Raw genomic sequence first — 25,213 nt, forward strand, 5'->3', positions numbered from 1 at the left:
CGGGCTCAGCGGGCGCCGCGGCGGCGGCGGGCCCAGCCAGCGCCCCCCAGCGCCGCCGCGACCAGGGCCAGCGAGGCGGGTTCAGGCACCTTGTTGGTGGTCAGGTTGCCTGTGAAGTTGTAGAGGTGGACCTGGGCGCCGCTGGCATTGAGGGTGTCGACGATGACCGAGCCCTCGATGTCGGCGTTGTTCTTGAAGGCCGCCTGCGTGGCCAGGACGCTGCCGCCGAAGTTGTTGTTGATCGTGACGCTGGTGGCCTTGTTGAAGTTCCAGACCGCCGCGTTGGCCAGCTTGCCGCTGGCGCTGCCGCCCAGGAAGTTGGCGCCGACCACCACCGAGCTCAGGTCGCTGTTGAAGATGAAGGTCGAGGCATTGCCGAGGTTGAACTCGAACTCGCTGGCGCCCAGCACCTGGGCGCCGAAGCTGCCGCTGAGGTTGAAGACCGCGCGGCCGCTGGCGTCGGCCACGGCGGTGAAGACCGCCTTGCCGCCCTGCAGGCTGACCGCGCTGGTGGCCGACAACGCGGCCAGCTGGCTGGACAGGCCGCTGAGCACGGCGCTCATATTGGTGGAGCTGGCGGCGTCCAGCGCGGACTGCAGCTTGGCGTCGCCGGCCAGGTTGGTGACCTTGCCGCTGTTGAAGTTGGTCGCCGTGGCCGAGCCGGCGACGTAGGCGCCGCCGCTGTTGCCGTTGAAGCTGACCGCGTTGGTCGAGCCCTGGACCACGCCGCCACCGTTGTTGATCGTCGTGCCGCTGAGGTTGCCGGACGTGACGACGCCCACGGCGGCCGAGCCGTTGTTGTTGACGCTCACGTTGCTGGCGGAACCGATGACCGTCAGCGCGGCGTAGTTGGACACCGGGATGGGACTGTCGTTGGCGAACTCGGCGCCGCTGCCGCCGACGAAGTTGCCACCGATCCAGCCGCGGCCATGCACGTGGGTGCTGCTGCTGCCGCCATGCAGCGCCACCAGGTTGAACTGCTGCAGCACCTGCTGCCCGGTCAGCGGTGCGAAGCCCGCATGGGCCGCGCCGCACAACAGCAGGCCGGAAACGAAGGCAGCAAGCGGAGCAGACGGGCGCATATCCAGAAGCGGAAGAAATGACAAGGCTGTCATTCTAGGGATGGCGACTGCCGCTCCACCCCCGCAGCCGGAGGGGATCACCGCGTGCATTCGTGCGGATTCGCACCCGATGACCGGGTTTTTCCCAGGGCGGCGACAATGCCCCCTTGACGCCCCTCATCATGAAGATCGAACGCATCGTCTCCACCCGCCTGCCGACGCCCTATGGCGAGTTCGCCATCCATGGCTTTCGCGAGAGCGACAGCGGGCAGGAGCATGTCGTGCTGAGCATGGGCGACTTGACCGGCCAGCCCGGCGACGAACCGCCGCTGGTGCGCGTGCACTCCGAATGCATGACCGGCGAGGTCTTCGGCTCGCTGCGCTGCGACTGCCGGCCGCAACTGCAGGGCGCCATGAAGCGCATTGCTGCGCAGGGCCGCGGCGCCATCGTCTACATGCGCGGCCACGAGGGCCGCGGCATCGGCCTGGTGCAGAAGCTGCGCGCCTATGCCGAGCAGGACGCCGGCGCCGACACCATCCAGGCCAATGCCCAGCTGGGCCTGCCCATCGACGCCCGTCGCTACGACGCGGCCGCCTGCATGCTGCGGTCCCTGGGTGCGCACCGCATCCGCCTGCTCACCAACAACCCGCTGAAGATGGCCGCGCTGGCCGAATTCGGCATCGACGTCGTCGAACGCGAAGCCTCGCTGACGGAGCCGGGCCCCGACAACGAGAAATACCTGCGCACCAAGGCCGAGTCCATGGGCCACCACGACCTCGGCCACCTTTTTGAATAAGTCAGGCCCCCTGCGCAGCAGGAGGCCTGGTCAATCGATGGGCCAGGGTGGCGGCCGCAATTCGCGCCGCTTCACCCTCAGCCCCTTGCGCAGTCAGCGGTTCTTGGAACCTTGCTGACTAGACTTGCTGCCCTGCTGCTGGTCGCGGTCACGGCTGGCCGAGCCGCCCCCTTGCTGGGGCGTCTGGCTGCCGCCACCGGCCTGGCTTTGCTGGCCGGGGCTTTGGTCACGGCTTTGACCACCCTGCTGGATGTTCTGACCGCTTTCGGGCTGCTGCTTGCCGGATTGGCGTTGCTGGTTGGACATGGCTGTTCCTTCACTGTGAGCCTGGGCGGCACCCCATTGCGCCGCCGCGTCATCAACCTTAGGCCGCAGGCAAAAGATCCCTGTAGGAGAAGGCGCCGGATACATCGTCAAGTCGCAAGCCGGGGAGACGAGTTGTGCCGTTAGGCGACAAGGCTGATTCAAGCCGCCTGAGCTGCAACCAGTCGTAGTTCCTCGGCGTGGCGCTGCAAGCTGGGCGCAAGCTCCAGGGCGGCGCGCTTCACACCCACCTTACGTGCCCGAATTAGGCTGCGCGGTCCTGTTCGCCCGCCGCCAATGTCCGATCGCCGCTTCTTCCCCCGCCCCGCCGTCGAGGCCGCGTTCAATCGCTGGGATTGGGCGCTGCTGCCCCTCGTGCTGGCGGTGCTGGTGCTGCTCGCCATGGCCGCGGCGGCGATGGCCCGGCCCTTCCACCTCGGCGAGCCCCTGCCGCTGAGCCTGGACGTCGCCTACCTGCCCTACTACCTGCTGCGCACGACGCTGCGCATGTTCCTGGCGCTGGCCGCCTCGGTGGTGTTCGCCTGCGTGTTCGCGGTGCTGGCGGCCAAGGTGCGCGCGGCCGAGAAGGTGCTGGTACCGCTGCTGGACATCCTGCAGTCCATCCCTATCCTGGGCTTTCAGGCGATCGCCGTGGCGCCCTTCATCGCGCTGTTCCCCGGCAACCTGCTGGGCGTGGAGCTGGCCGCGCTGTTCGCCATCTTCACGAGCCAGGCATGGAACATGGCCTTCAGCCTCTACCAGTCGCTGCGCACCGTTCCGGGCGAGCTGCAGGAGGCCGCGCGCATCTTCCAGCTGTCGGGCTGGCAGCGCTTCTGGCGGCTGGAGCTGCCCTTCGCCATGCCGAACCTGCTGTGGAACATGATGATGAGCATGAGCGGCGGCTGGTTCTTCGTCGTCGCCTCAGAAGCCATCTCGGTGGCCGGCCAGGACATCAAGCTGCCGGGCGTGGGCTCTTATATCGCGGTGGCCATCGAGGCGCGCGACCTGGGCGCCATCGGCTGGGCCATCGTCGGCATGCTGGTCGGCATCCTGCTGTACGACCAGCTGTTCTTCCGCCCGCTGCTGGCCTGGGCCGACCGCTTCCGCTTCGAGGAGGGCAGCAGCGAGCAGGCACCGCAGTCCTGGCTGCTGACCTGGCTGCGCCGCACCGAGCTGCTGCAGCGCCTGGGGCAATGGCCGGGCCGCTGGATCACGGCCAGCTTTGCGCCGCTGAAGAAGACCTATGACGGCCGCTCCATCCGCGCCCGGCCTGAAGACCCCAACCCGCTGTGGACGCGTGGCTGGGACGCACTGATGGCGGCCCTGGTGCTGTTCGCCATCTGGCGCCTGGTCAGCTTCATCCACACCGAGGTGGGCTGGGGCGAGGCGGCGCATGTGTTCAAGCTGGGCCTGTTCACGCTGGCGCGCGTGCTCGCGTTGATCGCCGTGGCGTCGCTGATCTGGGTGCCCATCGGCGTGTGGATAGGCCTGAACCCGCGCATTGCCGGCCGCGTACAGGCAGTGGCGCAATTCCTCGCGGCGTTTCCGTCCAACCTCGTCTTCCCGGTCGCCGTCCTCGTCATCGTCAAGTACAAGCTCGACCCCGACCTCTGGCTGTCGCCCCTCATCATCCTGGGCACGCAGTGGTATCTGCTCTTTAACGTCGTGGCCGGCGCGTCCACCATCCCGACCGAACTGCGCATGGCCGCCAAGAACCTCGGGCTCAGGGGCTGGCTGAGCTGGAAGCGCTATCTGCTGCCGGCCATCTTCCCGAGCTTTGTCACCGGCGCCATCACGGCCAGCGGCGGCTCCTGGAACGCCAGCATCGTGGCCGAATACGTGAGCTGGGGCGACACCCATCTGCAGGCCCAGGGCCTGGGCAGCTACATCCAGCAGATGACGACGGCGGGCGACTTTCCGCGCATCGCTTTAGGTATCGGCGTCATGTGCGTCTTCGTCATGGCGATGAACCACTGGGTCTGGCGGCGCCTGTACGCAATAGCTGAAGAAAGGATGCACTTCTGATGACCAACAAGAACAAAGCCACAGAGGCACGGAGACACAGAGGAACAGCCCCGCGCTGTTCTCCGTGCTCTTCTCTGTGCCTCTGTGTCTCTGTGGCTGTGTTTTGGGACGGATCGACGACATGACGGCTCTCATCGAACTGAAGAACGTCGCCAAGGGCTTCAAGTCCAACGACGGCAGCCTGCGCTCGGTGCTGGAGGGCGTGGACTTTCGCCTCGACAAGGGCGAGATCGTCGCGCTGCTGGGTCAATCAGGCTCAGGCAAGAGCACGCTGCTGCGCATCATGGCCGGCCTGATCCCCGCCGACACCGGCGACGTGCGCTACGGCGGCCAGCCGCTGTTCGGGCCGGCGGCCGGCATCGCGATGGTGTTCCAGAGCTTTGCGCTGTTCCCTTGGCTCACCGTGCGGCAGAACGTCGAGCTCGGGCTGGAGGCGGCCGGCGTGCCGGCGGCGGAACGTGAGCGCCGCGCGAACGAAGCCATCGAGCTGATCGGCCTGGCCGGCTTCGAGGGTGCGCTGCCGCGCGAGCTGTCGGGCGGCATGCGCCAGCGCGTGGGCATGGCGCGGGCCCTGGTCATGCAGCCGGCCGTGCTGCTGATGGACGAGGCCTTCTCGGCGCTGGACGTGCTGACTGGCGAGCGGCTGCGCAACGAGATCCTCGAACTGTGGGACGGCGGCCAGATGCCCACCCAGGCCATGCTGGTCGTGTCGCACAACATCGAGGAGGCCGTCATGATGGCCGACCGCGTGCTGATCTTCGCCAGCAACCCGGGGCGCGTGCGCGCCGAGCTGCCCATCACGTTGCCGCGCCCACGCCGTGCCGACAGCCCGGAGGTGCGCCTGCTCATCGACGAGGTCTACCGGCTGATGACGAGCGCCACTCACGTGGCCGGCACCGTCGAGGAAGCGCCCAAGCCGCATCTCAGCGACCGGCTGCCCGAGGCCGACGTCGGCCGCATGGAAAGCCTGCTGGAGCTGCTGGCCGACGAGCGCTTCAATGGCCGCGCCGACCTGCCCCAGCTCGCTGAAGAGAGCGAACTCACCGACGAGGCCATGCTGCCGCTGGCCGACGCGCTGCACCGCCTGGGCCTGGCCCAGCTCAGCGGCGGCGACCTCATTGTCACGCCGCTGGGCCAGCGCTATGTCGAGGGCGGCCACGAGTTCCGTCGCGAGATCTTCGGCCAGCAGCTGCTCGCGCATGTGCCGCTGGCCACCTTCATCCGCGCCAGCCTGGAGCAGGAGGCCGATGGCGAGCTGAAGGAGGAGCCCTTCCTGAAGCTGCTGATGGACAGCATGGACGCCGCCGAGGCCGAGCGCGTGCTGCGCGTGGCCATCGAGTGGGCGCGGTATGGCGAGGTCTTCGAGTACGACTTCCACACCGGGCTGATCCACCTGCCGGAGTCGGACGTGGATTGACTCAGGCCACCGCGCACTTCCTGACCGTGTCCCAGGTGCGCGTCGTGATGGTCTTGCCGAAGGTCTTCTCTAGCAGGTGCATGAAGACCGGCCCCTTGGCCTCGGGCACATAGCTGCAGAACACCTCGCCGCCATCCAGGCCCAGGATGCAGGCCTCGCCGTGCGTCACGGGCAGTTCGACGGGGCTCTCGGCCAGCGGCTCGCGCAGGAAGGTGACGACACGCTTGGACCCGGGCTTGAGCTTGAAGGCGGCGAAGGGATCGGCCTGGATCAGCTGCTGCAGATGGGCCGTTGACCGCACCGTGCTGGCGAAGCTGTAGCCCTGGCCGTCCAGCATGGCCTTCTCGGCGCGCTTTTGCAGCGTCGCGATGGCGGTGGCACGCGCCGTGGAGAACACGACGTTGCCGCTGCTCAGCAGCGTCTTCACGTCGGTGAAACCGGCGGCCTCGAAGCAGCGCTTGAGGTCGGGCATCTTGGCGTTCATCGGGCTGACGCCGCGAAGCAGGGCGACATAACGGGGCATGGGTGCGGAGTATGGCCGCGCTTGCGGCCAACCCTAGCTGCGGCTGCCCCGAATTGCGGGTGGCCGCAGCTAGCGGGCCCGGCCGAGTCCGAATGCAATGGCATGGCGACTGAGACACACCTCTGAGGAGAACGCCATGACCACCATCCAGACGGCCAGCAGCACCTCGCTGACCGCCACGTCCTGCATTCCGAACACCAACCCGACCCACGCCAGCACCCAGATGAAGGGTGGCCAGGCCGTGTTCGAGAACGACAACTACCGCATCACCGCCGGTGACAACAACACCGTCAACATCTTCAACAAGAAGACCGGCGAGACCTACAACATCTGGGGCGACCCGCACGTCAACATCGACGGCAAGCATGCCTTCGACTTCTACGGCACCACGACCTTCAAGCTCGAGGACGGCACCAAGGTCACCATCGAGACCACGCCGGCCGGCAACGGCATGACCCTCGCGAGCAAGGTCGCCATCACGAACGGCGACTACGGCGTCGAGATCAGCGGCGTGGACACCAACAAGGTCGGCGACCTCAAGATCGACGAAGCCGCCGGTTGGGGCTCGGTGCTGGATTGGACGCACAGCGACGGCAATGTGCTTCAGGAAAACCCGGCCGGCGCCGGCTTCCTGGGCGTGGACGCCAACGGTGACATCCACAAGGTCGACCAGGCCTACATGAACAAGACCGACCTGCAGCTGAACCCGGGCCTGGACCCGGCCACCCAGCAGCGCGGCAGCGACTTCCTGCGCAATGCCCTCAACCTGTTCAGCGGCCTGCTGTCGGCCTCGCTCAGCGGCGCCTTCCTGGGCGCGCTGTCCGACGCCGGCGAAAGCCGTTCGCCCTCGACGCGCGACGCTCACCGCTTCTCGCTGACGGTGGTGCGACTGGACTTCTGAACGGAGGCCGCCATGCTTGCAGTTGATGCAGTTTCGAGCGGCCGGCAGACGCCGGTCGCGCGCGATCCCGCGGCGGACGTCGTCGGCCGGGCAACCGACCCGCGCACCGGCGTCGTTGACACCCAGCGCCTGGCGACCTGGGTGGTCGACGCGCGCAAGAGCGACCCCCAGGCGGCCGAGTCGGCGCATGCCGCCATCGAGCAGCACCTGCTGGCCTCGGGCCACCCCGGTGACGTGGCCCACTACAACCAGGATGTGGTGCAGGCCGCCCGCCAGAGCCTGCTGCCCGACCATGCACCCGGCGGCCTCTGGGCGGCCGGCCAGGGCATGCTGGAGCAAGGCAGCAAGCTGCTGATCGACAACCCCATCCTGATCAAGCGCTGGGAGGCAACCACCAGCGCATGGACGGGCAAGGGCGGTTTCACGCGCGGGCTGACGGAGCTGTTGAACGCCAACGGCATCGACGTGGGCCAGACCGTGAACCGGGCACCGCCGGGTTCGCTGAACCGCACGTCGGGCGTGCGTTCGGCAGTGGCCAACAACACCAACGGCGCCCTGGCGCGCGATGCCATCGCCGACCGCTTCCGTGCCGCCGGCGTGCCGGCACGCGTTGAAGTGCCGGTGCTGGGCGGTGCGCGCCGGGTGGACGTGGTGGCCGAGCCGCCGGCGACCGACCCGCGAATGCGCCAGCGCATCGAGGTCGAGTCCAAGGTGGGCCGTACCGGCCTGGACAGCGACATCCGCGGCCAGGTGGCGCGTGACGCCGAGGCGCTGAAGGCCAACCGGCTGCTGCGCGGCTCGGGCCAGGTGCTGGAGAGCGTGGGCAAGATCGCCCGGCCGGTCGGCGTGGTGCTGGATGCCATTTCACTCGGCCAGGCCTACCAGGCCGATGGCAACCGCATTGGCGAGAACACCGGGCGCACCGCCTCCGGCGTGGCCGGCGGTGCACTGGGTGGCTGGGGCGGCGCGGCAGCGGGTGCGGCCATCGGCACGGCCATCTTCCCGGGCGTGGGCACGGTGGTGGGCGGCATCATCGGCGGCATCGGTGGAGCGCTTGCCGGCGACGCCGCGGGCCGGGGCGTCTTCGATACGGTAAAAAGCTGGTTCTGAACCAGGCTTGTTCTGAATGGACGGCCTCTCAAAGCCGTCCATTTTTCTTTTGCGCTTGCTCAACATGCCGAACCTGATCCAGCGCTGGCTTGCCGGCAACCGAGCGTCCACCTGGGACCTGGGCGACTACCCCGCCTATGAGCTGCCTCACCCTGGCTCCGGCCGCGCGCTGAGCGAAAGCCAGGCGCAAGCCAACTGGGCCTACTTCCAGGCCACGCTGAACGAGCGCCAGCGCCTGCTGCGCGACTGGCTGGTCGCCCACGACGGCCCCGACCCACAGGCCCTGCAGGGCGCCGCCTACGCCAAGGCGTTGAACACCTGGGCCAAGGCCCACTGGCCGCAGCTGCCGGCCTTCAGCCGCCTGCCCAAGCACTCGCCCTGGCCTGACTGCACGCGCAGTGGCCCCTTCATCGTCTACAGCCTGCTCGGCGACCTGGGCGTGAGTCTGGGCGAGGCGATCCGCCACGCCAACGGCGACTGGCACTGGGGCCTGAACCTGGATGCCATCGACCTGGCCGACAACATGGCCACGGCGCGCCGCGTCGTGCTGCTGGCCGACCTGAAGCATCCGACACCGCAGGCCCGCGAGGCCGTGCTGGACCTGGAGGCCCTGCTCTTCGCGGCCCACCGCTTCCCGGACTCACCGGATTTCGTCTACCTGGACTCCTGGACGCGGACCGTGGCCGACGCGATCGCCGGCGGTTATCACGAGACCTGAGGCCCGGCTTCTTGGCCCCGGGACTTAGCGCGCCACCAGCCCCTGCGGGCCGATCTGGATGCGCTCCACGCCCAGACCCAGCGCCGCTTCAAGGTTGGCCTTGGCCGCATTGCGGAAGTTGACCTCTTCGTTGGGATTGGGCTTGCTGTTGAGGTGCTCGCGGTAGACCACCATGAAGGTGCCCACCATCGCCAGCTGTTCGAACATCGCCCGCTTGGCGGCCGGGCTGCTCTGCATGAAGGCGGGGTTCTGCGCCAGCATGCGCTGCATCTGCAGCACCAGGGACTTGAAGTTCTCGTCGGGCACGGCCTGCTGCATGAAGGCGGTGTAGTTGCCGGCGATGAAGGCCGCCACACCGGCCGCGGCGTCATTGGGCGTCAGGCCGAGCTGCGTCTCGAGCTTCTGCCAAAAGATGAAGGACTCCTCGTAGGCCTTGGTCATGGCGCTGCGGTGCGCTGCCGGGAAGCGCTGCGCCAGCTCGGTGGCCGACTGGCGGACCTGGGCCGGCCCGTTGGCGACGAGGGGCGCGTTGAGGGCGGCCAGCGCACTGGCCGAGGTGACGGCGGGCGCCGCGCTGAACACCGGCGCGGCGGGTGCCGCACCGCCACCCGCCGCGGGCTTGGCCAGCATGGTGCGCATCTGCTCGGCCAGGCTGATCGAGGGGGCGACCTGGGCCGTGGCCGCGCCAGCAGCAGCGACCTGTGCCGCCATGGCCAGACGAAGAACAAGGGATCGCAGTCGGGGCATTTGAAACTCCAGATGAAAGGTCGGGGTCATTTGTCGAGGACGAGGCTGCCGCTGCCCACGTAAACAGTCTCGTTGTCGTCGTGCACGGGAAAGCTGAGCAGGCGCTCCTGGTGGCCGTCGTCGTAATCAAGGGCGAGGACGAAGCCGCTGAGCTGGTAGCGGCCGCGGCGGCTGGCACCGTCGTCCTGCTTGCGCGAGCTCACCGCGCCCGCCGTGCCGAAGGGCGTGCCCACCGTGCCGCCGCCCGTGCTGCTGCTGCCTTTGCCATCGCCATGGGCCGAACCGGCTATGACCGTGTTGTTGAGCGTGGCGGCCAACGTGCCGGTGCTGGACAGCGCGCTGTAGCTGCGCTCGAAGCGGCCGTCGCGCGTGAAACGGAGGGTGCGGCTGGATGATCTGCCGCCGAGTACCAGGCTGCCGGTGAACGTGCCGCGGGTGAAGGATCCCTCCAGCCGCGTGTCCTTGGGCCAGGGTCGCACGGCATGGTGCTTCTCGGCCTGCCAGGCGCCGGCGGGTTTGCCGTCGTCGTCCTGCGCCTGCATTTCATAGCCCTTGCTGTTGGCGCGCCAGCGACCCCAGCGTTGCGGCTCGAGCTGACGCGACGCGACGACATTGAGCTGGTCGGGCGGCATCTCGGTACGGTGGTAGACCGTGCCATCGCGCAGCAGGAAGCGCACATCCTCTTCCCAACGCGTGCCGTTGTTGAAGTTGCTCTCGCCGTGGATGACCACGGCCGCCAGGTCCTTTTCCGCCAGGCCGCGGCCCGGCAGGGTGGTCACCCGCTGCAGCACCACCTCCTTGCGCAGCATAGGCGCCTGTGGCAGCGGTGACGGTGTCAACCCCGCCGGGTTGGCCACCAAGGCCGCGTCGGCCAGGTCCAGGGAGTTGTCGTTCAGCGACGTGACGACGCCGCGCAGCACCACCTCGCGGCCCACCCAGGGCTCCGCGTCGAACTTCAGGTGGATGCGCTGCTGCACATGCCGATCGCCCTGCTGCTGCACCAGGAAGAAATGCATCGGTCGGTCGATCTCGCGCGCCACGCGGCCCTTGACATAGACAACGCCGAGCTTGCGTTGCGCCTCCTCCTCGGAGATCACCAGCCAATGGCCGCGCTGCGCCGCCAGCGCGGGGATCTGGCTGGGCAACAAGACGTGGCCCCGAGGCGCCTCGGGCGCAATGGCCAGCGGGGTTGGGGGAGCCACCAGGTTGGCCTTCACCAGCGCCAGGGCGACGCCACGGGCCTGCGGGTACAGCGTGCTCACATCCATGCCGGGCGACTGCCAGTCATGCGCCAGCGCCGCACAGGCCTGCTCGGGAGACGGATCGTCCAGCACCCGCTGCCGCATCGGTTCGGTCAGGCGCGTGAACGACGGGATGCTGCTGCTGCGCTGCTGCATGCGCGCCACCACCATGCGCATGGGGGCGATCTGGTGCCGCTCACGCCAGGCGACCCAGGCGTCGCGCATCGGCTCGGCCGAGGCCACGCCCATGTCCTCGCAGGCACCCAGCGTGGCTTCGGACATCACGTCCAGGCTGACGGCTTGCACGAGCTGCTGCACCGCCGCGGGATCGCTGGCCAGCGCGCGTGGGTCGGGCGCTGCTTCGGCAAAACCCGTCATCAGCATCGCGGCGACGGCGGGCAGCGCCGGCCACAAGTCAGTCCAAGGCATGTCGTCAACGGGTCCAGGCGATGGCGGGGCAACCCACGGTGGTCATCGAGCCGTTGGGCCGCCGAAGCGGGATGCGCTGCGCGTCGCCGGACGCCTTCACCGCCACCACATCGGCTGCGGTGGCCTCGGCGACCCACAGCGCGCAGCTGCCCCGGCAGGTGGCGTCGCTGCAGGAGACGCCGGTGTCCTTGACGAAGGCCACGTGCTTGCTGTCCGGCGACCAGAAGGCCTGGGCAACCAGGTCGTTCTTCGTGAAGCGCCGCAGGTTGGAGCCGTCGACGTTCATCATCCACAAGTCCGCACCGCTGACCGAGCCGGTGTCGCGCAGCGCCGCCAGTTGCACCAGCGCCTTGCTGCCGTCGGGACTCACGTGCAGAGCCTGGGGGACGCGGCCTTCAGGCCAGCGCACGGCCGCCACGGGCTGCTCGGCGCCGCCCAGCACCACTCGGCTGATCTGGCCCGAGGGCTGCACTCGCAGCAGGGAACCATCGGGCAGCCACGACAGCGCATCGGGCGTCCTGCTCGGCCGGGTGACGTAGAGCAGGCGCCGCGAATCGAGGTCGTAGACCACCGGACCGCGCGGCTCCAGGATGCTTTCGCCCCACATGACGAGGATCTGGTTGCCGCCGCGCGGTGAAGGCCGCACGTGATCGCCGATGTAGCCGTCGACGGCCTGGTCCATCAACACCGCCTGGTCGCTGATGCGGCGCACGACCAGGCGGGTCACGTCCCCGCCGGAGCCCTGGGAGGTGTAGTCGCGCGTCAGGTAGCGGCTGCCATCCGGCCAGGGCGTTCCCGACGGGTCGGCCGTCAACCAGCGCGACTGGCCCGTGCCGGGATTCGTCGCGAACGTGCCCTCGGGGTTGTTGAGGTCACTGTAGGCATGCCAGAGCGTGCCGGGCAGGGCGCCGGCGGCCTGGGCCGCGGTCATGCCGGCCCAGCAGGCCAGCGCAGCGATGCGAGCGAGAGTCTTGGGGAAGGGCAAGCGCAGCGAGTTCCGATGAAAAAGGCGAATCGGGGGTTCGCCTGTTGCAGGAGGGTCGGCGCGATTGGAGCCCGGGCAGGCCCGATTCCAAATCCCTAACGAAGCGGCGCATGACGTGCCGCTACTCAGCGCGTCCAGGCAGTCATCGGGCATCCCAACATGGTCGTCGAGCCATCGGGGCGCTTCAGCGGGAACTGGCGGGCGTCGCCCGAGGGCGCCACGGCCACCACGTTGGAGGCGGTGGCTTCGGCGTACCAGACCGTGCAACTGCCGCGGCAGGTCGCGTCGGTACACGACACACCGGTGTCTTTGACGAAGGCCACGTAACGACTGTCTGGCGACCAGAAGGCGCTGGAGATCAGGTCGTTCTTGGTGAAGCGGCGCAGGTTAGAGCCGTCGACGTTCATCATCCACAGGTCGACGCCCGCGACCGACCCCGTATCGCGCATGGCCGCGAGCTGCAACAGCGCCTTGCTGCCATCGGGGCTGACGCGGACCGCCTCGGGCACCCGCGACTCCGGCCAGCGCAGGGTGGCGACGCGCTGTTCGCCACGGCCAGGCAGGACGCGACTGATGTCGCCCGACGGCTGCACGCGCAACAGCGAGCCATCGGGCATCCAGGACAGCGCGTCCGGCGTCTTGCTGGGCTGCGTGGCGTAGAGCAGCTTTTGCGTGTTGAGGTCGTAGACGATGGCGCCGCGGGGCGCAAAGACCGTCTTGCCCCAGGACGCCAGGATCTGGTGATTGGCCACCGGCGAAGCGCGGACGTCGCCCGCCAGGTAACCGTCGACGACCTGGTCTGCCAGCACGCTGCGGTCGCGGGTGCTGCGCACGGTCAGTCGGGTTTCGTCGCCGCCCTGCGAGCTGTGGTCGCGCTGGATGAAACGGCTGCCGTCCGGCCAGGGCGAGCGCCACTTCTCATCGTCCACCATGACGGACGCCCCCGAATTGGGGTTCAGCGCAAAGGTGCCTTGCGGGTTGCCGAGGTCACTGAAGGAGTGCCAGATCGTGCCCGGCAGCGCGGCCTGAGCCGCCATGGCGACGCCGATGAAGGCGAGTGCGGCGGCGAGGCAACGGAGGATCTGCAGCATCGGCGCGAGGCTCTTCAAAGGAAACAGGCGACGCCAGGAATCGCCTGGTGCTGCGGGCGCGACCGCATTGGAGCGCGGTACGCCTCAGCCTCCAATCCCTAGCGCGTCCAGGCGATGACGGGGCAGCTCAGCGTCGCTGTCGAGCCGTTGTTGGCGCGCTTCACCGAGAACTGCTTGGCATCGCCGGAGGCGGCGACGGCGACAACGTCCGATGCAGTGGCATCGGCATACCAGACGGTGCAGCTGCCCTGGCAGGTCGCGTCCGTGCACGAGACGCCGGTGTCCTTGGTGAAGGCCACGAATTTGCTGTCCGGCGACCAGAACGCGTTGGCGATCAGGTCGTTCTTCGTGAAGCGCCGCAGGTTGGAACCGTCGATGTCCATCATCCAGAGGTCCACGCCGCTGACCGATCCGGATTCACGCAGCGCCGCCAGTTGCACCAGCGCCTTGCTGCCGTCGGGGCTGACATAGACGGCCTGAAGCACACGCCCTTCAGGCCATGCTAGGGTCCGCACGGCCTGCTCGGCGCCGCCGAGCGCCAGCTTGGTGATCTCGCCGGACTGCTTGACGCGCAACAGGCCGCCGTCAGGCGTCCAGGCCAGCGCATCCGGCCGCGCGCTGGCGGGCGTAGAGAACAGCACCTTGCGCTGGTCGATGTCATAGGCCACTGTGCTGCGTGGCTCGTTGATCGAGGGAGCCCAGCGCGTCAGCACGAGATTTGCGGTCTGCGGCGAGGGCCACAGCGCGCCGACATAGCCTTCGACCGTCAGGTCGGTGATGAGCTGGCCGTCGGTGGCGCGCACGACGGTGATATGGGTCGAGTCGCCCACCGAGCCATCGGAGGTGTAGTCGCGGCGCAGCAGACGCGAGCCGTCGGCCGAAGGCATGGCTTCGGTGTCCGAATCGACCTTGGTCGATGTGCCGGTCACCAGGTCCGAGACGAAGGTGCCCTGCACATTGCTGATGTTGGAGTCCGAGCTCCAGAGGCTGCCCGTCACGACGGCGCTGGGCGGCGGCGTGGTCGGGTCGGTGGGTGTGGTCGGAGGGGGGTCGCCGTTGCCACCACCGCCGCCACCGCCGCAACCATTCAGCAGGAACAGACTGGCCAGGGCAAGGCCGGCAAGGCGATGGACGTGATTCATGTGCGTGGATTCCGGTTTCAGCAACGCAAAAGGGAGGGGCGAAGCCCCTCCACTGTTTTTCCGACGGACGAGTGGCTTACTGCTTGCGGGCCATGGAGGACAGCGCTTCACCCAGACCTTTCAGCGCTGTCGTGAAGACGCTGTTCAGGTAGTTGTATTCCTGGCTGGTAGCCTGGAACTGGGTCATCAGCTTGTTGAACTTGTCGGCCTGCTCGCCCTGCTCCTTGGAGCCTTGCTCAGCTTGCGACTTGGCTTCGGAGGCCTTGTTGATCTCTTGCGAGAGCTTGACCATTTCCTTGGCCTTGTTGCCCAGGGCCGAGCCCATCACGGAGGCGATGGCCTGCAGCCAGCCGCCACCGGTGGCGCCCTTGGTGCCCTTGGTGCTGCCGCCGCCCTGCGCGCGCAGCTGGTCCAGCACGCCTTGCACGATCTGGTTGGCAAAGTCGGATTCCCACTGCTTGATGGCGCCGCCGAAGTTCTGCTGTGCAGCGCCTTGCGCCTCGTGCGAAACGCCTTGCTGGCTTTGCTGCAGCTGGCCAGCGATGGCCTTGCTGATGGTGGACTTGACTTCCTCGCCCAGGAACTTGGGCATGCCGTGTTCCTTGACCAGGGTGTCGACGGCACTGTTGGCGCCGTTGCCGATGGCTTGCTGCAGCATGCCGCCGATGGCCTGGCCGATCATGGCGCCGATGGGGCCACCGAAGATGCCGCCAACGATGCCGCCCACGGCGCCCAGGATGCCACCCGAGCCACCGCCGCCGAAAACGCTGCTAACTGCTGATCCCATGTTGATCTCCAAAAGAGTTGATTTCGCGGCAGAAGCTGCCGCAGTGATTGATTGACATTCGAGGCATCTGAATTCGGTGGCGACTGAGAAAACACCGGACTCGCTGCGTGTCTTGTCGGCAAGGTTTTCTGATCAAACTCTGCGGCGTTGACGGGTTTCATTAAACGGGGTCGGGCCCCTGCTGCCTATATGCGGCTGCTCCTATTTCTGCGCCAACCACGCTAGGGTTGGCCGCAGTCCGGGCCTGCCAACACGGCGGCAGCGGGTCGCGTTGCGGCCAGAAAGCCCGCGAGCAAGGCGCAAAGCGGAGCCGGGTTGGGCACCCGGCGAGCATTTGCAACGCCGCGCGCGGGCTTTATGGCCGCAACCCGAAGGGAAGGCCAGCCGCCAGGGACCACTCGGCGTTGCACCACTTGCCCGCATATCAATGCGGGCCGCGCGTTGCGCCTTGGTTGGCCCCTGGCGGCTGGCCTTCGCGACCCACTGCCGCCGTGTTGGCAGGCCCACCGTCCAGGTTGCGGAGCACGGCGCACAGCGCGGGCAGGTCCAGGCCGAGCTGGCCTTGCAAGCTGTTGCGGGCCATCCATGTGGCCGACGCCTGCTGAGCGCCGCCCTGGCGGCTGGCCTGCACCGTCCATTCACCCAACGCCACAGTCAGCACGGCCAAACGCTCGAAGGCGTCCTGCCGCTGCAGCAGCGGTGCGTCGTCCCACGGCACTTCATCGACGACCCAGGCCTTGACCCATTGGGTGATGGCCTGCCAGCGCTGCGGGCTCAGAGCCTCGTGGTCGAAGGCCTGGCGGCATGCGCCCAGATAGGCAGCCAGGGCCACGCCAAGATCGTCCTCGGCCCGGCCCGGTGCCAGCTGGTTGCGGTAGTGCTGCAGGCAGTGTGTCACCAGGCCGGCCTGGGCATGGGTGCCAAGCATTTCGCTGAGCGCCGCAGCCGCGCCTGTGGGCTCGGCGACGCGGGAGGGCAGGCGCCAGCGCGTGGCGCCAAGTTCGGAAGCAGCATCGGCCTGCGGGGCGTGCGCAAACCGGGACTGATGCAGGGCCTGGGCCAGGCGATGCCCGAGGGCGGATTGCCAGGGATTCGGTGAGGCGGAAGTGGTCATGGCAGTGCGAGGGCTGTTGGCCGGTGGGAACGCGCAAGGGCGCGCCGGGTCTGGCGCAGGCGTTCTCGGCGGCTGAGGGTCCGGACGGCCGACCAGGTCGAGGCGTCCAGGGCGTGATAGTCGGAAAGCTGACTTTCGTAGAGTGCGCGGCTGTGAGGTGTGAAGCCCAATGCCTCCAGGCAGACGCGGGCACCGTGGTTGTCGGGGTGGCAAACGCCCCAGACCGTACGCAGTGCCAGCGTCTCGAAAGCATGGCGCAGCAGCACCTCGCCGCCGCTCAGGCTCAGGCCGCTGCCCCAGTATTCGGGCTTGAGCCGGCTGCCGAGTTCGGCGTCGCCAGGTCGGATATCCAGGTCCGCGGCGCCAGGGCTTGCCTGCATCGGCATGAGGCTGAACCAGCCGGCGAACTGTTCGCTGCCAGCGCTCAGCGGCACGGCGCAACGCCAGATGCCCAGGCCAGGATGGCGGCGATAGAAGCCTGCCAGGCAGGCCGTGAATTCCGCGGCCCAACGCACCTCGTGCAAGGGCTGCTCATCGGGCAGCAGCTTGCGCACCCGCGGGTCGGCATGCAGGCCCTGGATGTCGGCGGCATCGCTCGCGATGAACTCGCGCAGCAGCAGCTTGTCGCAGCGATGGGAGAAGGCCGTCATGCTTCGCGGTCCAGCTTGGCGTCGGCTTGCGGCCAGCGCGCCAGCAGGTTGATGCCGCCCGCCGTGACGCCCAGCATCCAGCGCTCGCCGGCATGGTCGAGCAGCACCACACGTTCACGCGCGCCAACGGGCAGGGCGCGCACGAAGCGCAGCGCCTCGCCGTCCTCCACCGGGGCGCGGCCACCCAGTCCCTGCAGGCGCTGCCAGCCGCGGATCAGCACCCAGGCCAGCAACAGCACGAAGGCCAGGGCGGCCACGGTGCTGGCGAGGTTGAGCATCAGGTTTTGCATGGCGTCAGTGGGCGTGCGGCGGCGTTGCGCGAGGATCGAGGTAGGGGTGGCGCGTCAGGTCTTCGCCGGGGGCGGGCCGCGCGCGCGGTGGCTCGGCAGGCACCTCGTCGCGCCGGTGCGGGTCGGCGCGGGCGGCTTCCCACTTGAGCTGCTCGCGCACGCCTTCGGCCCAGACGATGACCTCGGCCAGCACGTCGAACAGGTCGGGCGGAATGACCTCGCCCTCCTCGCAGCGCGCCAGCAGCTCGCGCGCCAGCGGCACATTGCGCACGATGGGCACACCGGCGTCCTCGGCCGCCTCGCGCATGGCCCGGGCGACATGGTCCTCGCCTTTGGCGCTGACGGTGGGCACCGGGCAGCGGCCGGGCTCGAAGTCGATGGCGATGGCCACATGCGTCGGGTTGACGACCAGCGCATTGGCGCCGCGCGCGGCGGCCTGCTGGTTGCGTTGGCTCCACTCGGCATGGGCCTGCTTGCGCTGCTGCTTGAGATGCGGGTCGCCCTCGCTCTCCTTCATCTCCTGCTTGATGTCGCGCATGCTCATGCGCAGCTTCTTGGTGAAGCGGTGCCGCGTCCAGACGGTGTCCAGGAAGGCCACGCCGGCAAATACGCCGATCGTCCAGGCCAGGGTCTTGACCGTGCCCTCCCAGACCAGGCCGCCGAGGTGCTGTGGCGGCCTGTCCGTGCCCGAGGCCAGCCGCATCGCGTCGGGCAGCAGCAGCCGCGCGACCGCCCAGCCGATGCCCAGCAGCAGCGCCGTCTTCAGGATGCCCTTGATCAGTTCGACCAGGTTGTCCATCGAGAACATGCGCTTCAACCCTTCGGCCGGGTTCAGGTGCTCGAGCTTGGGCGCCACCTTCTCGAACGCCATCACCGGACCGGCCTGCAGGAACTCGACCAGCGTGCCCAGGGCCGCCACCGGGATGACGAGCAGGCCCACCAGCAGCAACGACAGCTCGACGCTTTGCCAACCGAGCAGCGCGGCGACATGGCCGAAGCCTTCCTCACGCCAGCCGGCTGACACGCGTGCGAACAAGGCCTCGCACAGGGCTGCGACCCGCTCGCAGGCCATGCGCAGGCATAACGCGCCCATCACGAGCCAGACGAGCAGCGTCGCCGTGCTCGTCAGCTCCTTGCCCTTGGCGATATCGCCCTTCTTGCGGGCGTCCAGCAGGCGCTTCGCTGTGGGTTGTTCGGTCTTGTCGCCGCTGTCGTCGGCCATGGGTCCCTAACACCTATTTCTAGGGGGTGCAAACGGGGTTTGTGAAAACTTGTTTTCAGTACCGTGACCAGACCTACTTCTAGGGGGCCTTTCACCCCGCTACGCACAGGGTGGTTGGCACGGCGCGACCGAACGATGCCCGGTCTCAGATTGCGACGGTGCAGCAGTTGTTTCCACGCGTAAACGTGGGGGGCGGCATCTTGCATACAAAGGAGCAATGTCTACGGGTCAGTCAGTTACTTCTGCTTGCAATGGTCAACAAGCCGGCAAGGCTTGCCCGCATAGTCCGCCCGGTCCAAAAAGCAGGGAAGACAAGTGTTCGGACTCCAACGGATCTGCCAGGTCATGGCGACCGGTGCGTTAGGCGCGGCCCCGCTGATGGGGGCATTCGCCGCCGCGCCGAACTGCCCGTCCCCTTCCGCCGAGGCGCTGCTGGATGCTGCCCCGGCCGCAGGCGACAGCGGCTTCGCGCTGACCGAGAAGCTTTGCCTGGCCACGCTCGTCAGGAGCCGCTCGGCACCGGTCGAATTGCCGGAGCCCGAGGCGCCTGCCATCGAAGTGCCACCCCCTGTACCTGCGGCACTGCCGCCGGCACCGGCCGTGATCCGATCCGCACCGGTCCGCGACGCCGCCGCGCAGGCCCGCATCCGCGCCCTGGCGCCGTTGATGGCCGAAGTGGCCCAGCGCCATGGCATCGACCCCTTGCTGCTGCACGCCCTGGCCCACATCGAGTCGCGCCACCAGAGCCAGGCCATCTCGGCAGCCGGCGCGCGTGGGCTGATGCAGGTCATGCCCGCCACCGGCCGCGGCCTGGGCGTGGCCGAGGCGGAGCGCGCGCTGCTGAGCCCCGAGACGAATCTCGAAGCCTCGGCGAAATACCTCAAGCAGCTGCAGGCCCGCTTCGGCAATGACCTGCGCCTGGTACTGGCCGCCTACAACGCCGGCGAGGGTGCCGTCGAACGCCACGGCCGGCGCGTGCCGCCCTTTGCCGAGACGCAGGCCTACGTGCGCAACGTCATGGCGGTCTACATCGAACTGCGCCGCCGGTTCGGAGCCCAGGCATGAGCGCCGCGAAGCGCCCCGACGGCCTGTCCGGCTACTTCGCCGCGGCCGACCAGCCGCGCGAGGGCCTGATCGCCCGCTTCAGCGACCTCTTCCTCGTCGCCGGCATCGTCGCCATCGTCGCCCTGATGGTGCTGCCGCTGCCGCTGTGGCTGATCGACCTGCTGGTGGCCGTCAACATCGCCTCGGGGCTGGTGTTGATCCTGATCGCCGTCTACGTGGCCGGACCGCTGGAGTTCTCGGTCTTCCCGAGCGTGCTGCTGATGACGACGCTGTTCCGGCTGGCCCTGTCCATCGCCACCACGCGGCTGATCCTGCTGCACGCCGATGGCGGCCACATCATCGCCACCTTCGGCAAGCTCGTGGCGGGCGGCAACCTGGTGGTCGGCCTGGTGGTGTTCCTCATCATCACGGTGGTGCAGTTCATTGTCATCGCCAAGGGCGCCGAGCGCGTGGCCGAGGTGGCGGCGCGCTTCTCGCTGGACGCCATGCCGGGCAAGCAGCTGTCCATCGACTCGGATCTGCGCTCCGGCCTAATCGACAAGGACGAAGCCAAGCGCCGCCGCCGCACGCTGGAGCTTGAGAGCAAGCTGCATGGCAGCCTCGACGGCGCGATGAAGTTCGTCAAGGGCGACGCCATCGCCGGCATCATCATCATCCTCATCAACCTGCTGGGTGGCCTGGCCATCGGCGTGCTGCAGCAGGACCTCAGCATGGGGGACGCCGTGCACCGCTACTCCATCCTGTCCATCGGCGAGGGCATGGTGGCGCAGATCCCGGCGCTGCTCGGTGCGATGGCCGCGGGCCTCTTGGTCACTCGAACCAACGACGACGAGAACGACCGCCACCTCGGCGACGCCATCCGCAAGCAGCTGGGCGCCAAGCCACGCGTGCACCTGATGGCCGCCGGCATCTGCGTGCTTCTGGCCACGGTGCCCGGGTTCCCACCGCTGGTGTTCGGCCTGCTCGCCCTCGTCTTTGGCACGGCCGGCGTGTTGTTGATGCCCAGGGGCCGCGACTGGCTGACCCGGCGCATGCCCCAGCTCAATCCCCGCCGCAGCAAGCCCGAGGCCGGTGCGTTCAAGACGGCGCAGCTGCGCGTGCGGCCCTCCGTGCCGCTGCTGCTGGAGCTGCCGCAACCCATGCTCGGTGACGGTGGGCTGGCGGTGACGCGGGCCGTCGAGGCGATGCTGGACGAACTGCAGCTCGACCAGGGCTTGCCGCTGCCGCGCGTGGCCCTGCACGGCCGCCTCGGCCGCGAGGGTTGGCGCCTGCTCGCGCATGAGGTGCCGCTTTCCGAAGGCGGCCAGGCCGGCGACGCCGCGGCCCTGGCCGAGCTGGTGCGCCAGGCGCTGCGCCGCAACGCCTCGCTGTTCATCGGCATCCAGGAAACCAGCGAGCTGCTGACCCGCGCCCAGGCCGAGCTGGCCGATGTCGTCAAGGAAGTGCTGCGCGCGCTGCCGGTGCAGAAGGTCACCGAGGTGCTGCGCCGCCTCGTCGCCGAGGAGGTCTCGATCCGCAACCTGCGCGACATCCTGGAAGCGCTCGCCGACGCCAGCCAGCGCGAGAAGGATGTGCAGGCGCTGACGGAGATGACGCGCATTGCGCTGCGCCGCCAGACCCACCACCGCATCTGCCCCAGCGGCGAGCTGCAGGCGCTGATGCTGTCGCCCGAGCTGGAGGCGCTGCTGCGCCAGAACCTGCATGTCAGCGGCGGCGCCGCCCAGCTCGCCATCTCGCCCGACATGGCGCGCCAGCTCGCTGCCGATGTGCAGGCCCAGGTCGAGGCGCTGCGGCCGCAGGCCCTGGTCTGCGCCGTGGACCTGCGCTGGCATCTGCGCAAGCTCATCGAGACCGAGTGCTTCGACACCCCCGTGCTGTCCTTCCACGAACTGCTGCCGACGCTGCGGCTCACGCCGCTGCACCACCTGCCCCCGCCGGGGTCCAGCCCCAACGCTTCAATTCAGGCGCCTTCCCCACAGGCAGCACTGCTCGCCGCATGACCTCAAACCTCAAGATCACCGCGGCGGCCATGCTGCTGCTGGCCCAAACCCTGCCGCTGTCCGCGGCGCCGCTGCCGGAAGGGCTGCGCGCCGTCAAGCTGGAGGCGCGCGACCAGCCCATCGAGCAGTTCCTGCAGGGCCTGTTCTCGGGCAGCGACATCCCCGTCGTCGCCACCGGCGTGCAGGGCCAGGTCAACGGCCGCTTCGAGGGCACGCCGGCCAAGCTGCTGCGCGACTTGAGCCGCGCCTACAACCTGCTCAGCTACTACGACGGCGGCGTGCTCTACATCGCACCGGCCGGCGACACCCAGACGCGCAGCTACCTGCTCACACCCGCCGCTGCCTCGCAGGTGCAGCGCGCCGCACAGGCCCTGCAGCTGCCCGATACGCGCAACACGCTGAAGTTCAGCGACGACGGCGCCCTGCTCGCCGTGGGCGCCAAGCGCTTCGTGCAGCAGGTCGACGAGCTGGTGCGACAGGTGCGCCCCGGCACGACCGCCGTGGCGATGAAGTCCTGGGCGCCTCAGCAGCAGCAACCGCTGCCGGACTACCGCATCTTCTACCTGCGCTACGCCTGGGCCCAGGACGTGCCGATGAGCTTCGGCGGCCAGCAAAGCACGCTGCCCGGCGTGGCCAGCATCCTGCGCTCGCTGGTTGGCCAGCCGAACAAGGCCCGCGTCGCCATGGCCACCGACCCGACGCGCGCCCAGGGCAGCCAGCGCGCGGGGGGCGGCGCGATGCGCAGTGCGGGCAACACCACGACGCTCGGCCTCGTCGACGACGCCGCGCCCGGCGTGCGCGGCACCGACACCCTCGTCGCCGCCCTCACCCAGGTCGGCTACGGCCAGCCGGGCCAGGACGCCGCCGAGCCCCCGCCGCCGCCCGACTTCGCACCGCGCATCGAAGCCGACCCGCGCCTGAACGCCGTCATCGTGCGCGACCTGCCCGAGCGGCTGGATCGTTATGCCGCCCTCATCAAGTCGCTGGACGTCGAGCCCCAGTCGCTGGAGATCGAGGCCACCATCATCGACATCAACACCGATCGCATGCGCGAGCTCGGCATCAACTGGCGCTACAACCACGGCCTGTCCAGCCTGATGTTCGGCAACGGCACGGCCAGCGACAACCGCCTGAACGGCCAGCAGGACCCGACACCCAGCGCCAAGGGCGGCGTCATCTCCGCCGTCATCGGCGACCGCTATCCCTTCGTCGCCCGCATCACGGCGCTGCAGAGTGATGGTGCGGCCAAGGTTGTCAGCAGCCCGCAGGTCGTCACGCTGTCCAACGTCGAGGCGGTGTTCGACAACAGCTCGACCTACTACGTGCGCGTCGCCGGCCGCGAGGACGTCGACCTCTTCAACGTCACCGCCGGCACGCGGCTGCGCGTCACGCCCCACGTGTTCAAAGAGGGCGACGAAGCCGCGCGCATCAAGCTGCTGGTGCAGATCGAGGACGGCGGGCTGACCGGTCAGAGCGTGGACAACCTGCCCATCGTCGAACGCTCGGGCATCAACACCCAGGCCCTGATCTCCGAGGGCGAGAGCCTGCTGATCGGCGGCATGGTGCGCGACAGCTCCACGGCCGGCGTCGACAAGGTGCCGGTGTTGGGCGACATCCCGCTGCTGGGCAATCTCTTCAAGACCCAGCGCAAGGGCGGTCAGCGCATCGAACGCATGTTCCTCATCACGCCACGCCTGGCCAGCAGCAAGGCCACGGCCGATGTGATGGAAAGAGCCCGCCAGCCGCTTGCCAATCCGGCCAGCCCGGCGAGTTCGGCCAGTTCGGCCGCGCCCACCGGCGCGACCGGCAGCGAAGGTGCTGCTCAGCAGGAGTGATGCCATGAAGTCCCACCTCCCCGCCTCGTTGCTCGAACTCCGCGTGCTGGCCGGCCGCCAGCTCGGCGCGCGTGCCCGGCTGGACGCGCAGCACGACCTGCTGGTCTGCGGCCTGAACTCGGCCAACCAGGCCGACACCCAGTTCGCCGACATCCTGCTCGCCAGCGAGATCGACTTCCAGCTGCGCGTGATCCCGTCGGGTGCCGGCCGCGTCGGCCTGCAGCTCGTCTCCGGGCATGCCGTGCTGGCCGAACGCGCCCTGATGCCGGGTGCCGCCATCCACGCCTGGGCGCCGGGCCAGCGGCTGCAGCTGGGTGATGCGATCGTGGCCTATGGCCCGGCCGACCAGGACTACTGGCCCGAGCCCGTGCTGCATGACGGCCCCGAGCTGCCCGCCAGTGAACGCGCACAAGGCATGCGCGCGCCCACCGCCGCACCGCGCGCCCGCCCCGTGCTCGAAGGTGTGCTGACGGCGCTGGGCTTGGTCATGGTCGTCGGCGGCGTGTCGCTGGCCTGGCGTGGCGGCACGCTGCGCGAAGCCGGCCAGGCCGTGGCCAAGGTCGTACCGCCTGCCCAGGCGGCCACCGCTGCAACGGCGCCCGACCTGCTGGCCAGTGCGGTCGAGGTCTTCCGCCTGTACGGCATCGCCGCGCAGGCGGCCTGGTCGCCCGAAGGCGAGCTGGTGCTGCGCACGCAGGAGCGCGATGCCACGCGGGTGCAGGCCGCCGCCGCCGCAGCCAAGCGCGACATCGCCCACCTGCCCACGCTGCGCATCGACAACCGGCCTCCCGTGACCACGGCCGCCGCGCCCGCCCCGGCGCCCGACGATCCGGCCAAGCGCCTGGTGGCCGTCGTTGACAACGCCGACAGCCCCTACTTCATCACCGCCGACGGCAGCCGCTACTTCAGCGGCGCCCTGCTGCCCAGCGGACACCGCGTCGTGCAGATCGCCGAGCGCGCCGTCATCGTCGAGCGCGATGGCCAGCAAACGCGGCTGACCCTCTGACCGCCTGTTTCGCCCACTTTCCCCAACCCTCCCACAAGGAGACTCCCATGTCCAACGCACTTCTCAACACCCTCGCCGCCGCACCCGTAAACGGTTCCACGGGTGGCAAGACCAACGGCGGCGGCTCCTGGTTCGAAGCCATGGCCGATGCCTGGGGCAAAGCCCTGGACAAGCAGGCCGGCGACATCGAGACGGCCTCCAACGCGATGAACAACGGTGGCGACACGCCCTCCGCCGTGACCGAGTTGACCGCCATGTCGCTGAAGATGAGCTTCCTGGCCAGCAGCTCGCACACCGCCGTCTCGACGGTCGGTTCCGCCCTCGAAACCATGGCGCGCAAGCAGTGACACCCGGCCTCGCCATCGCCGCCCCGGTGGCCGACGTCCAGCTCGGCCCGGGGGCTTCGCTGTCCAGCCTCGGCCAGGTCGCGCCAACGGCCGACGTGGCGGGCTTCGAGCGCGCCATGGCGAGCGCGGTGCAGCGCCTGGGCCCGGCCGAGTCGCCCGCCCAGGCCATGCAACGTCTCGTCCAGCCGCTGGACCACATCAACGCCGAAGCGTCGTCGCTCGGGCGCGACGCCCGCCTGGCGGCGGCCTCGGGCCAGGAACTGACACCGGGCGAACTCGTCAACCTGACGGTGCGCTGCCAGGAGTTCATGTTCCATTGCCAGCTGACTTCGAACATTGCCAATCGCACGTCCGAAGGTCTGCAACAGCTGTTCAGGCAGCAGTCTTGAAATGAAAACCGAAGCCAA

At 68.7% G+C, this 25,213-nt stretch carries 25 protein-coding genes; 12 read left to right on the top strand and 13 right to left on the bottom strand.

Annotation, left to right across the window (positions count from 1 at the left end):
• Positions 1-5: 5 nt before the first annotated feature.
• Positions 6-1,106: a collagen-binding domain-containing protein gene (locus ASC95_RS17510; protein WP_235537953.1), complete on the bottom strand. Its 1,101-nt coding sequence runs from the start codon at positions 1,104-1,106 to the stop codon at positions 6-8.
• A 122-nt stretch (positions 1,107-1,228) separates the two neighbouring features.
• Between ASC95_RS17510 and ribA the strand changes: the two genes are divergently transcribed.
• Complete coding sequence (ribA, locus tag ASC95_RS17515; protein WP_369820621.1) at positions 1,229-1,858, top strand: GTP cyclohydrolase II; 630 nt, start codon at positions 1,229-1,231, stop codon at positions 1,856-1,858.
• Between the two features lie 93 nt (positions 1,859-1,951).
• On the opposite strand, the gene ASC95_RS17520 is transcribed toward ribA, so the two are convergent.
• Positions 1,952-2,164, bottom strand: coding sequence for a hypothetical protein (locus ASC95_RS17520; RefSeq protein WP_057298981.1), 213 nt, complete (start codon positions 2,162-2,164; stop codon positions 1,952-1,954).
• Positions 2,165-2,458: 294 nt separating this feature from the next.
• Between ASC95_RS17520 and ASC95_RS17525 the strand changes: the two genes are divergently transcribed.
• Both ASC95_RS17525 and ASC95_RS17530 read left to right on the top strand, forming a co-directional pair.
• Entirely contained in the window at positions 2,459-4,186 is a 1,728-nt protein-coding gene (locus tag ASC95_RS17525) for an ABC transporter permease subunit (protein ID WP_057298982.1), read from the top strand.
• 121 nt (positions 4,187-4,307) lie between these two features.
• Positions 4,308-5,603: a nitrate/sulfonate/bicarbonate ABC transporter ATP-binding protein gene (locus tag ASC95_RS17530; RefSeq protein WP_057298983.1), complete on the top strand. Its 1,296-nt coding sequence runs from the start codon at positions 4,308-4,310 to the stop codon at positions 5,601-5,603.
• 1 nt (position 5,604) lies between these two features.
• Here the strand turns inward: ASC95_RS17530 and ASC95_RS17535 are convergent, their stop codons facing one another.
• Complete coding sequence (locus ASC95_RS17535) at positions 5,605-6,126, bottom strand: DUF1697 domain-containing protein (RefSeq protein WP_057298984.1); 522 nt, start codon at positions 6,124-6,126, stop codon at positions 5,605-5,607.
• Between the two features lie 136 nt (positions 6,127-6,262).
• On the opposite strand from ASC95_RS17535, the gene ASC95_RS17540 reads away from it, so the two are divergent.
• The 3 genes from ASC95_RS17540 (at position 6,263) to ASC95_RS17550 (ending at position 8,855) form a co-directional block, all read left to right on the top strand.
• On the top strand, positions 6,263-7,027 hold the full coding sequence (locus ASC95_RS17540) for a DUF1521 domain-containing protein (protein ID WP_082567870.1): 765 nt from the start codon (positions 6,263-6,265) through the stop codon (positions 7,025-7,027).
• Between the two features lie 12 nt (positions 7,028-7,039).
• Positions 7,040-8,137: a hypothetical protein gene (locus ASC95_RS17545; protein ID WP_057298985.1), complete on the top strand. Its 1,098-nt coding sequence runs from the start codon at positions 7,040-7,042 to the stop codon at positions 8,135-8,137.
• Between the two features lie 64 nt (positions 8,138-8,201).
• Entirely contained in the window at positions 8,202-8,855 is a 654-nt protein-coding gene (locus ASC95_RS17550; RefSeq protein WP_157256369.1) for a hypothetical protein, read from the top strand.
• Between the two features lie 24 nt (positions 8,856-8,879).
• On the opposite strand, the gene ASC95_RS17555 is transcribed toward ASC95_RS17550, so the two are convergent.
• From ASC95_RS17555 to ASC95_RS17600, 10 genes are all read right to left on the bottom strand, one after another.
• Complete coding sequence (locus ASC95_RS17555) at positions 8,880-9,602, bottom strand: DUF6683 family protein (RefSeq protein WP_157256370.1); 723 nt, start codon at positions 9,600-9,602, stop codon at positions 8,880-8,882.
• A gap of 26 nt (positions 9,603-9,628) precedes the next feature.
• Positions 9,629-11,272 (bottom strand): hypothetical protein, encoded by a 1,644-nt coding sequence (locus ASC95_RS17560; protein ID WP_157256371.1) that lies wholly within the window; start codon positions 11,270-11,272, stop codon positions 9,629-9,631.
• Between the two features lie 4 nt (positions 11,273-11,276).
• Positions 11,277-12,257 (bottom strand): hypothetical protein, encoded by a 981-nt coding sequence (locus tag ASC95_RS17565; RefSeq protein WP_057298989.1) that lies wholly within the window; start codon positions 12,255-12,257, stop codon positions 11,277-11,279.
• 125 nt (positions 12,258-12,382) lie between these two features.
• The gene (locus tag ASC95_RS17570; protein ID WP_057298990.1) at positions 12,383-13,348 is read right to left on the bottom strand and encodes a PD40 domain-containing protein; all 966 of its coding nucleotides are present in this window, start codon (positions 13,346-13,348) and stop codon (positions 12,383-12,385) included.
• A gap of 98 nt (positions 13,349-13,446) precedes the next feature.
• Positions 13,447-14,490 carry a hypothetical protein gene (locus tag ASC95_RS17575; protein WP_057298991.1) on the bottom strand — a complete coding sequence of 348 codons (1,044 nt, stop codon included), beginning with the start codon at positions 14,488-14,490 and terminating at the stop codon, positions 13,447-13,449.
• Positions 14,491-14,566: 76 nt separating this feature from the next.
• Positions 14,567-15,277: a hypothetical protein gene (locus ASC95_RS17580; protein ID WP_157256372.1), complete on the bottom strand. Its 711-nt coding sequence runs from the start codon at positions 15,275-15,277 to the stop codon at positions 14,567-14,569.
• A 424-nt stretch (positions 15,278-15,701) separates the two neighbouring features.
• Positions 15,702-16,391: a DUF6683 family protein gene (locus ASC95_RS17585; protein ID WP_057298993.1), complete on the bottom strand. Its 690-nt coding sequence runs from the start codon at positions 16,389-16,391 to the stop codon at positions 15,702-15,704.
• Entirely contained in the window at positions 16,388-17,041 is a 654-nt protein-coding gene (locus ASC95_RS17590; protein WP_057298994.1) for a GNAT family N-acetyltransferase, read from the bottom strand. Before ASC95_RS17590 ends, ASC95_RS17585 begins: the two co-directional genes overlap by 4 nt.
• Positions 17,038-17,331 (bottom strand): flagellar biosynthetic protein FliO, encoded by a 294-nt coding sequence (locus tag ASC95_RS17595; protein WP_057298995.1) that lies wholly within the window; start codon positions 17,329-17,331, stop codon positions 17,038-17,040. The genes ASC95_RS17590 and ASC95_RS17595 overlap by 4 nt, the downstream gene beginning before the upstream one ends.
• A 4-nt stretch (positions 17,332-17,335) precedes the next feature.
• Complete coding sequence (locus ASC95_RS17600; protein WP_057298996.1) at positions 17,336-18,553, bottom strand: flagellar biosynthesis protein FlhB; 1,218 nt, start codon at positions 18,551-18,553, stop codon at positions 17,336-17,338.
• A gap of 315 nt (positions 18,554-18,868) precedes the next feature.
• Here ASC95_RS17600 and ASC95_RS17605 point away from each other — a divergent pair, with 315 nt between their 5' ends.
• The 6 genes from ASC95_RS17605 to ASC95_RS31420 are packed head-to-tail and all read left to right on the top strand — an operon-like array spanning position 18,869 to position 25,195.
• Positions 18,869-19,618: a lytic transglycosylase domain-containing protein gene (locus ASC95_RS17605; protein WP_157256373.1), complete on the top strand. Its 750-nt coding sequence runs from the start codon at positions 18,869-18,871 to the stop codon at positions 19,616-19,618.
• On the top strand, positions 19,615-21,618 hold the full coding sequence (locus ASC95_RS17610) for a flagellar biosynthesis protein FlhA (protein WP_082567872.1): 2,004 nt from the start codon (positions 19,615-19,617) through the stop codon (positions 21,616-21,618). The genes ASC95_RS17605 and ASC95_RS17610 overlap by 4 nt, the downstream gene beginning before the upstream one ends.
• The gene (gene sctC, locus ASC95_RS17615) at positions 21,615-23,453 is read left to right on the top strand and encodes a type III secretion system outer membrane ring subunit SctC (RefSeq protein WP_057298998.1); all 1,839 of its coding nucleotides are present in this window, start codon (positions 21,615-21,617) and stop codon (positions 23,451-23,453) included. Before ASC95_RS17610 ends, sctC begins: the two co-directional genes overlap by 4 nt.
• A gap of 4 nt (positions 23,454-23,457) precedes the next feature.
• Positions 23,458-24,459: a hypothetical protein gene (locus ASC95_RS17620; protein WP_057298999.1), complete on the top strand. Its 1,002-nt coding sequence runs from the start codon at positions 23,458-23,460 to the stop codon at positions 24,457-24,459.
• Positions 24,460-24,506: 47 nt separating this feature from the next.
• Positions 24,507-24,806, top strand: coding sequence for a hypothetical protein (locus ASC95_RS17625; protein WP_056201148.1), 300 nt, complete (start codon positions 24,507-24,509; stop codon positions 24,804-24,806).
• The gene (locus ASC95_RS31420; protein WP_057299000.1) at positions 24,803-25,195 is read left to right on the top strand and encodes a hypothetical protein; all 393 of its coding nucleotides are present in this window, start codon (positions 24,803-24,805) and stop codon (positions 25,193-25,195) included. The genes ASC95_RS17625 and ASC95_RS31420 overlap by 4 nt, the downstream gene beginning before the upstream one ends.
• The last annotated feature ends 18 nt before the right edge of the window (positions 25,196-25,213 follow it).

Origin of the sequence: Pelomonas sp. Root1217 (assembly GCF_001425705.1) — a bacterium.
In the GTDB taxonomy this organism is placed as follows: domain Bacteria; phylum Pseudomonadota; class Gammaproteobacteria; order Burkholderiales; family Burkholderiaceae_C; genus Pelomonas.

What these genes read in the sequence shown, in the direction of transcription:
- ASC95_RS17520 (WP_057298981.1), bottom strand. Translation starts at nt 2,164, where the DNA reads ATGTCCAACCAGCAACGCCAATCCGGCAAGCAGCAGCCCGAAAGCGGT.
- ASC95_RS17525 (WP_057298982.1), top strand. Translation starts at nt 2,459, where the DNA reads ATGTCCGATCGCCGCTTCTTCCCCCGCCCCGCCGTCGAGGCCGCGTTC.
- ASC95_RS17530 (WP_057298983.1), top strand. Translation starts at nt 4,308, where the DNA reads ATGACGGCTCTCATCGAACTGAAGAACGTCGCCAAGGGCTTCAAGTCC.
- ASC95_RS17535 (WP_057298984.1), bottom strand. Translation starts at nt 6,126, where the DNA reads ATGCCCCGTTATGTCGCCCTGCTTCGCGGCGTCAGCCCGATGAACGCC.
- ASC95_RS17540 (WP_082567870.1), top strand. Translation starts at nt 6,263, where the DNA reads ATGACCACCATCCAGACGGCCAGCAGCACCTCGCTGACCGCCACGTCC.
- ASC95_RS17545 (WP_057298985.1), top strand. Translation starts at nt 7,040, where the DNA reads ATGCTTGCAGTTGATGCAGTTTCGAGCGGCCGGCAGACGCCGGTCGCG.
- ASC95_RS17550 (WP_157256369.1), top strand. Translation starts at nt 8,202, where the DNA reads ATGCCGAACCTGATCCAGCGCTGGCTTGCCGGCAACCGAGCGTCCACC.
- ASC95_RS17555 (WP_157256370.1), bottom strand. Translation starts at nt 9,602, where the DNA reads ATGCCCCGACTGCGATCCCTTGTTCTTCGTCTGGCCATGGCGGCACAG.
- ASC95_RS17560 (WP_157256371.1), bottom strand. Translation starts at nt 11,272, where the DNA reads ATGCCTTGGACTGACTTGTGGCCGGCGCTGCCCGCCGTCGCCGCGATG.
- ASC95_RS17570 (WP_057298990.1), bottom strand. Translation starts at nt 13,348, where the DNA reads ATGCTGCAGATCCTCCGTTGCCTCGCCGCCGCACTCGCCTTCATCGGC.
- ASC95_RS17575 (WP_057298991.1), bottom strand. Translation starts at nt 14,490, where the DNA reads ATGAATCACGTCCATCGCCTTGCCGGCCTTGCCCTGGCCAGTCTGTTC.
- ASC95_RS17580 (WP_157256372.1), bottom strand. Translation starts at nt 15,277, where the DNA reads ATGGGATCAGCAGTTAGCAGCGTTTTCGGCGGCGGTGGCTCGGGTGGC.
- ASC95_RS17585 (WP_057298993.1), bottom strand. Translation starts at nt 16,391, where the DNA reads ATGACCACTTCCGCCTCACCGAATCCCTGGCAATCCGCCCTCGGGCAT.
- ASC95_RS17590 (WP_057298994.1), bottom strand. Translation starts at nt 17,041, where the DNA reads ATGACGGCCTTCTCCCATCGCTGCGACAAGCTGCTGCTGCGCGAGTTC.
- ASC95_RS17595 (WP_057298995.1), bottom strand. Translation starts at nt 17,331, where the DNA reads ATGCAAAACCTGATGCTCAACCTCGCCAGCACCGTGGCCGCCCTGGCC.
- ASC95_RS17600 (WP_057298996.1), bottom strand. Translation starts at nt 18,553, where the DNA reads ATGGCCGACGACAGCGGCGACAAGACCGAACAACCCACAGCGAAGCGC.
- ASC95_RS17610 (WP_082567872.1), top strand. Translation starts at nt 19,615, where the DNA reads ATGAGCGCCGCGAAGCGCCCCGACGGCCTGTCCGGCTACTTCGCCGCG.
- sctC (WP_057298998.1), top strand. Translation starts at nt 21,615, where the DNA reads ATGACCTCAAACCTCAAGATCACCGCGGCGGCCATGCTGCTGCTGGCC.
- ASC95_RS17620 (WP_057298999.1), top strand. Translation starts at nt 23,458, where the DNA reads ATGAAGTCCCACCTCCCCGCCTCGTTGCTCGAACTCCGCGTGCTGGCC.
- ASC95_RS17625 (WP_056201148.1), top strand. Translation starts at nt 24,507, where the DNA reads ATGTCCAACGCACTTCTCAACACCCTCGCCGCCGCACCCGTAAACGGT.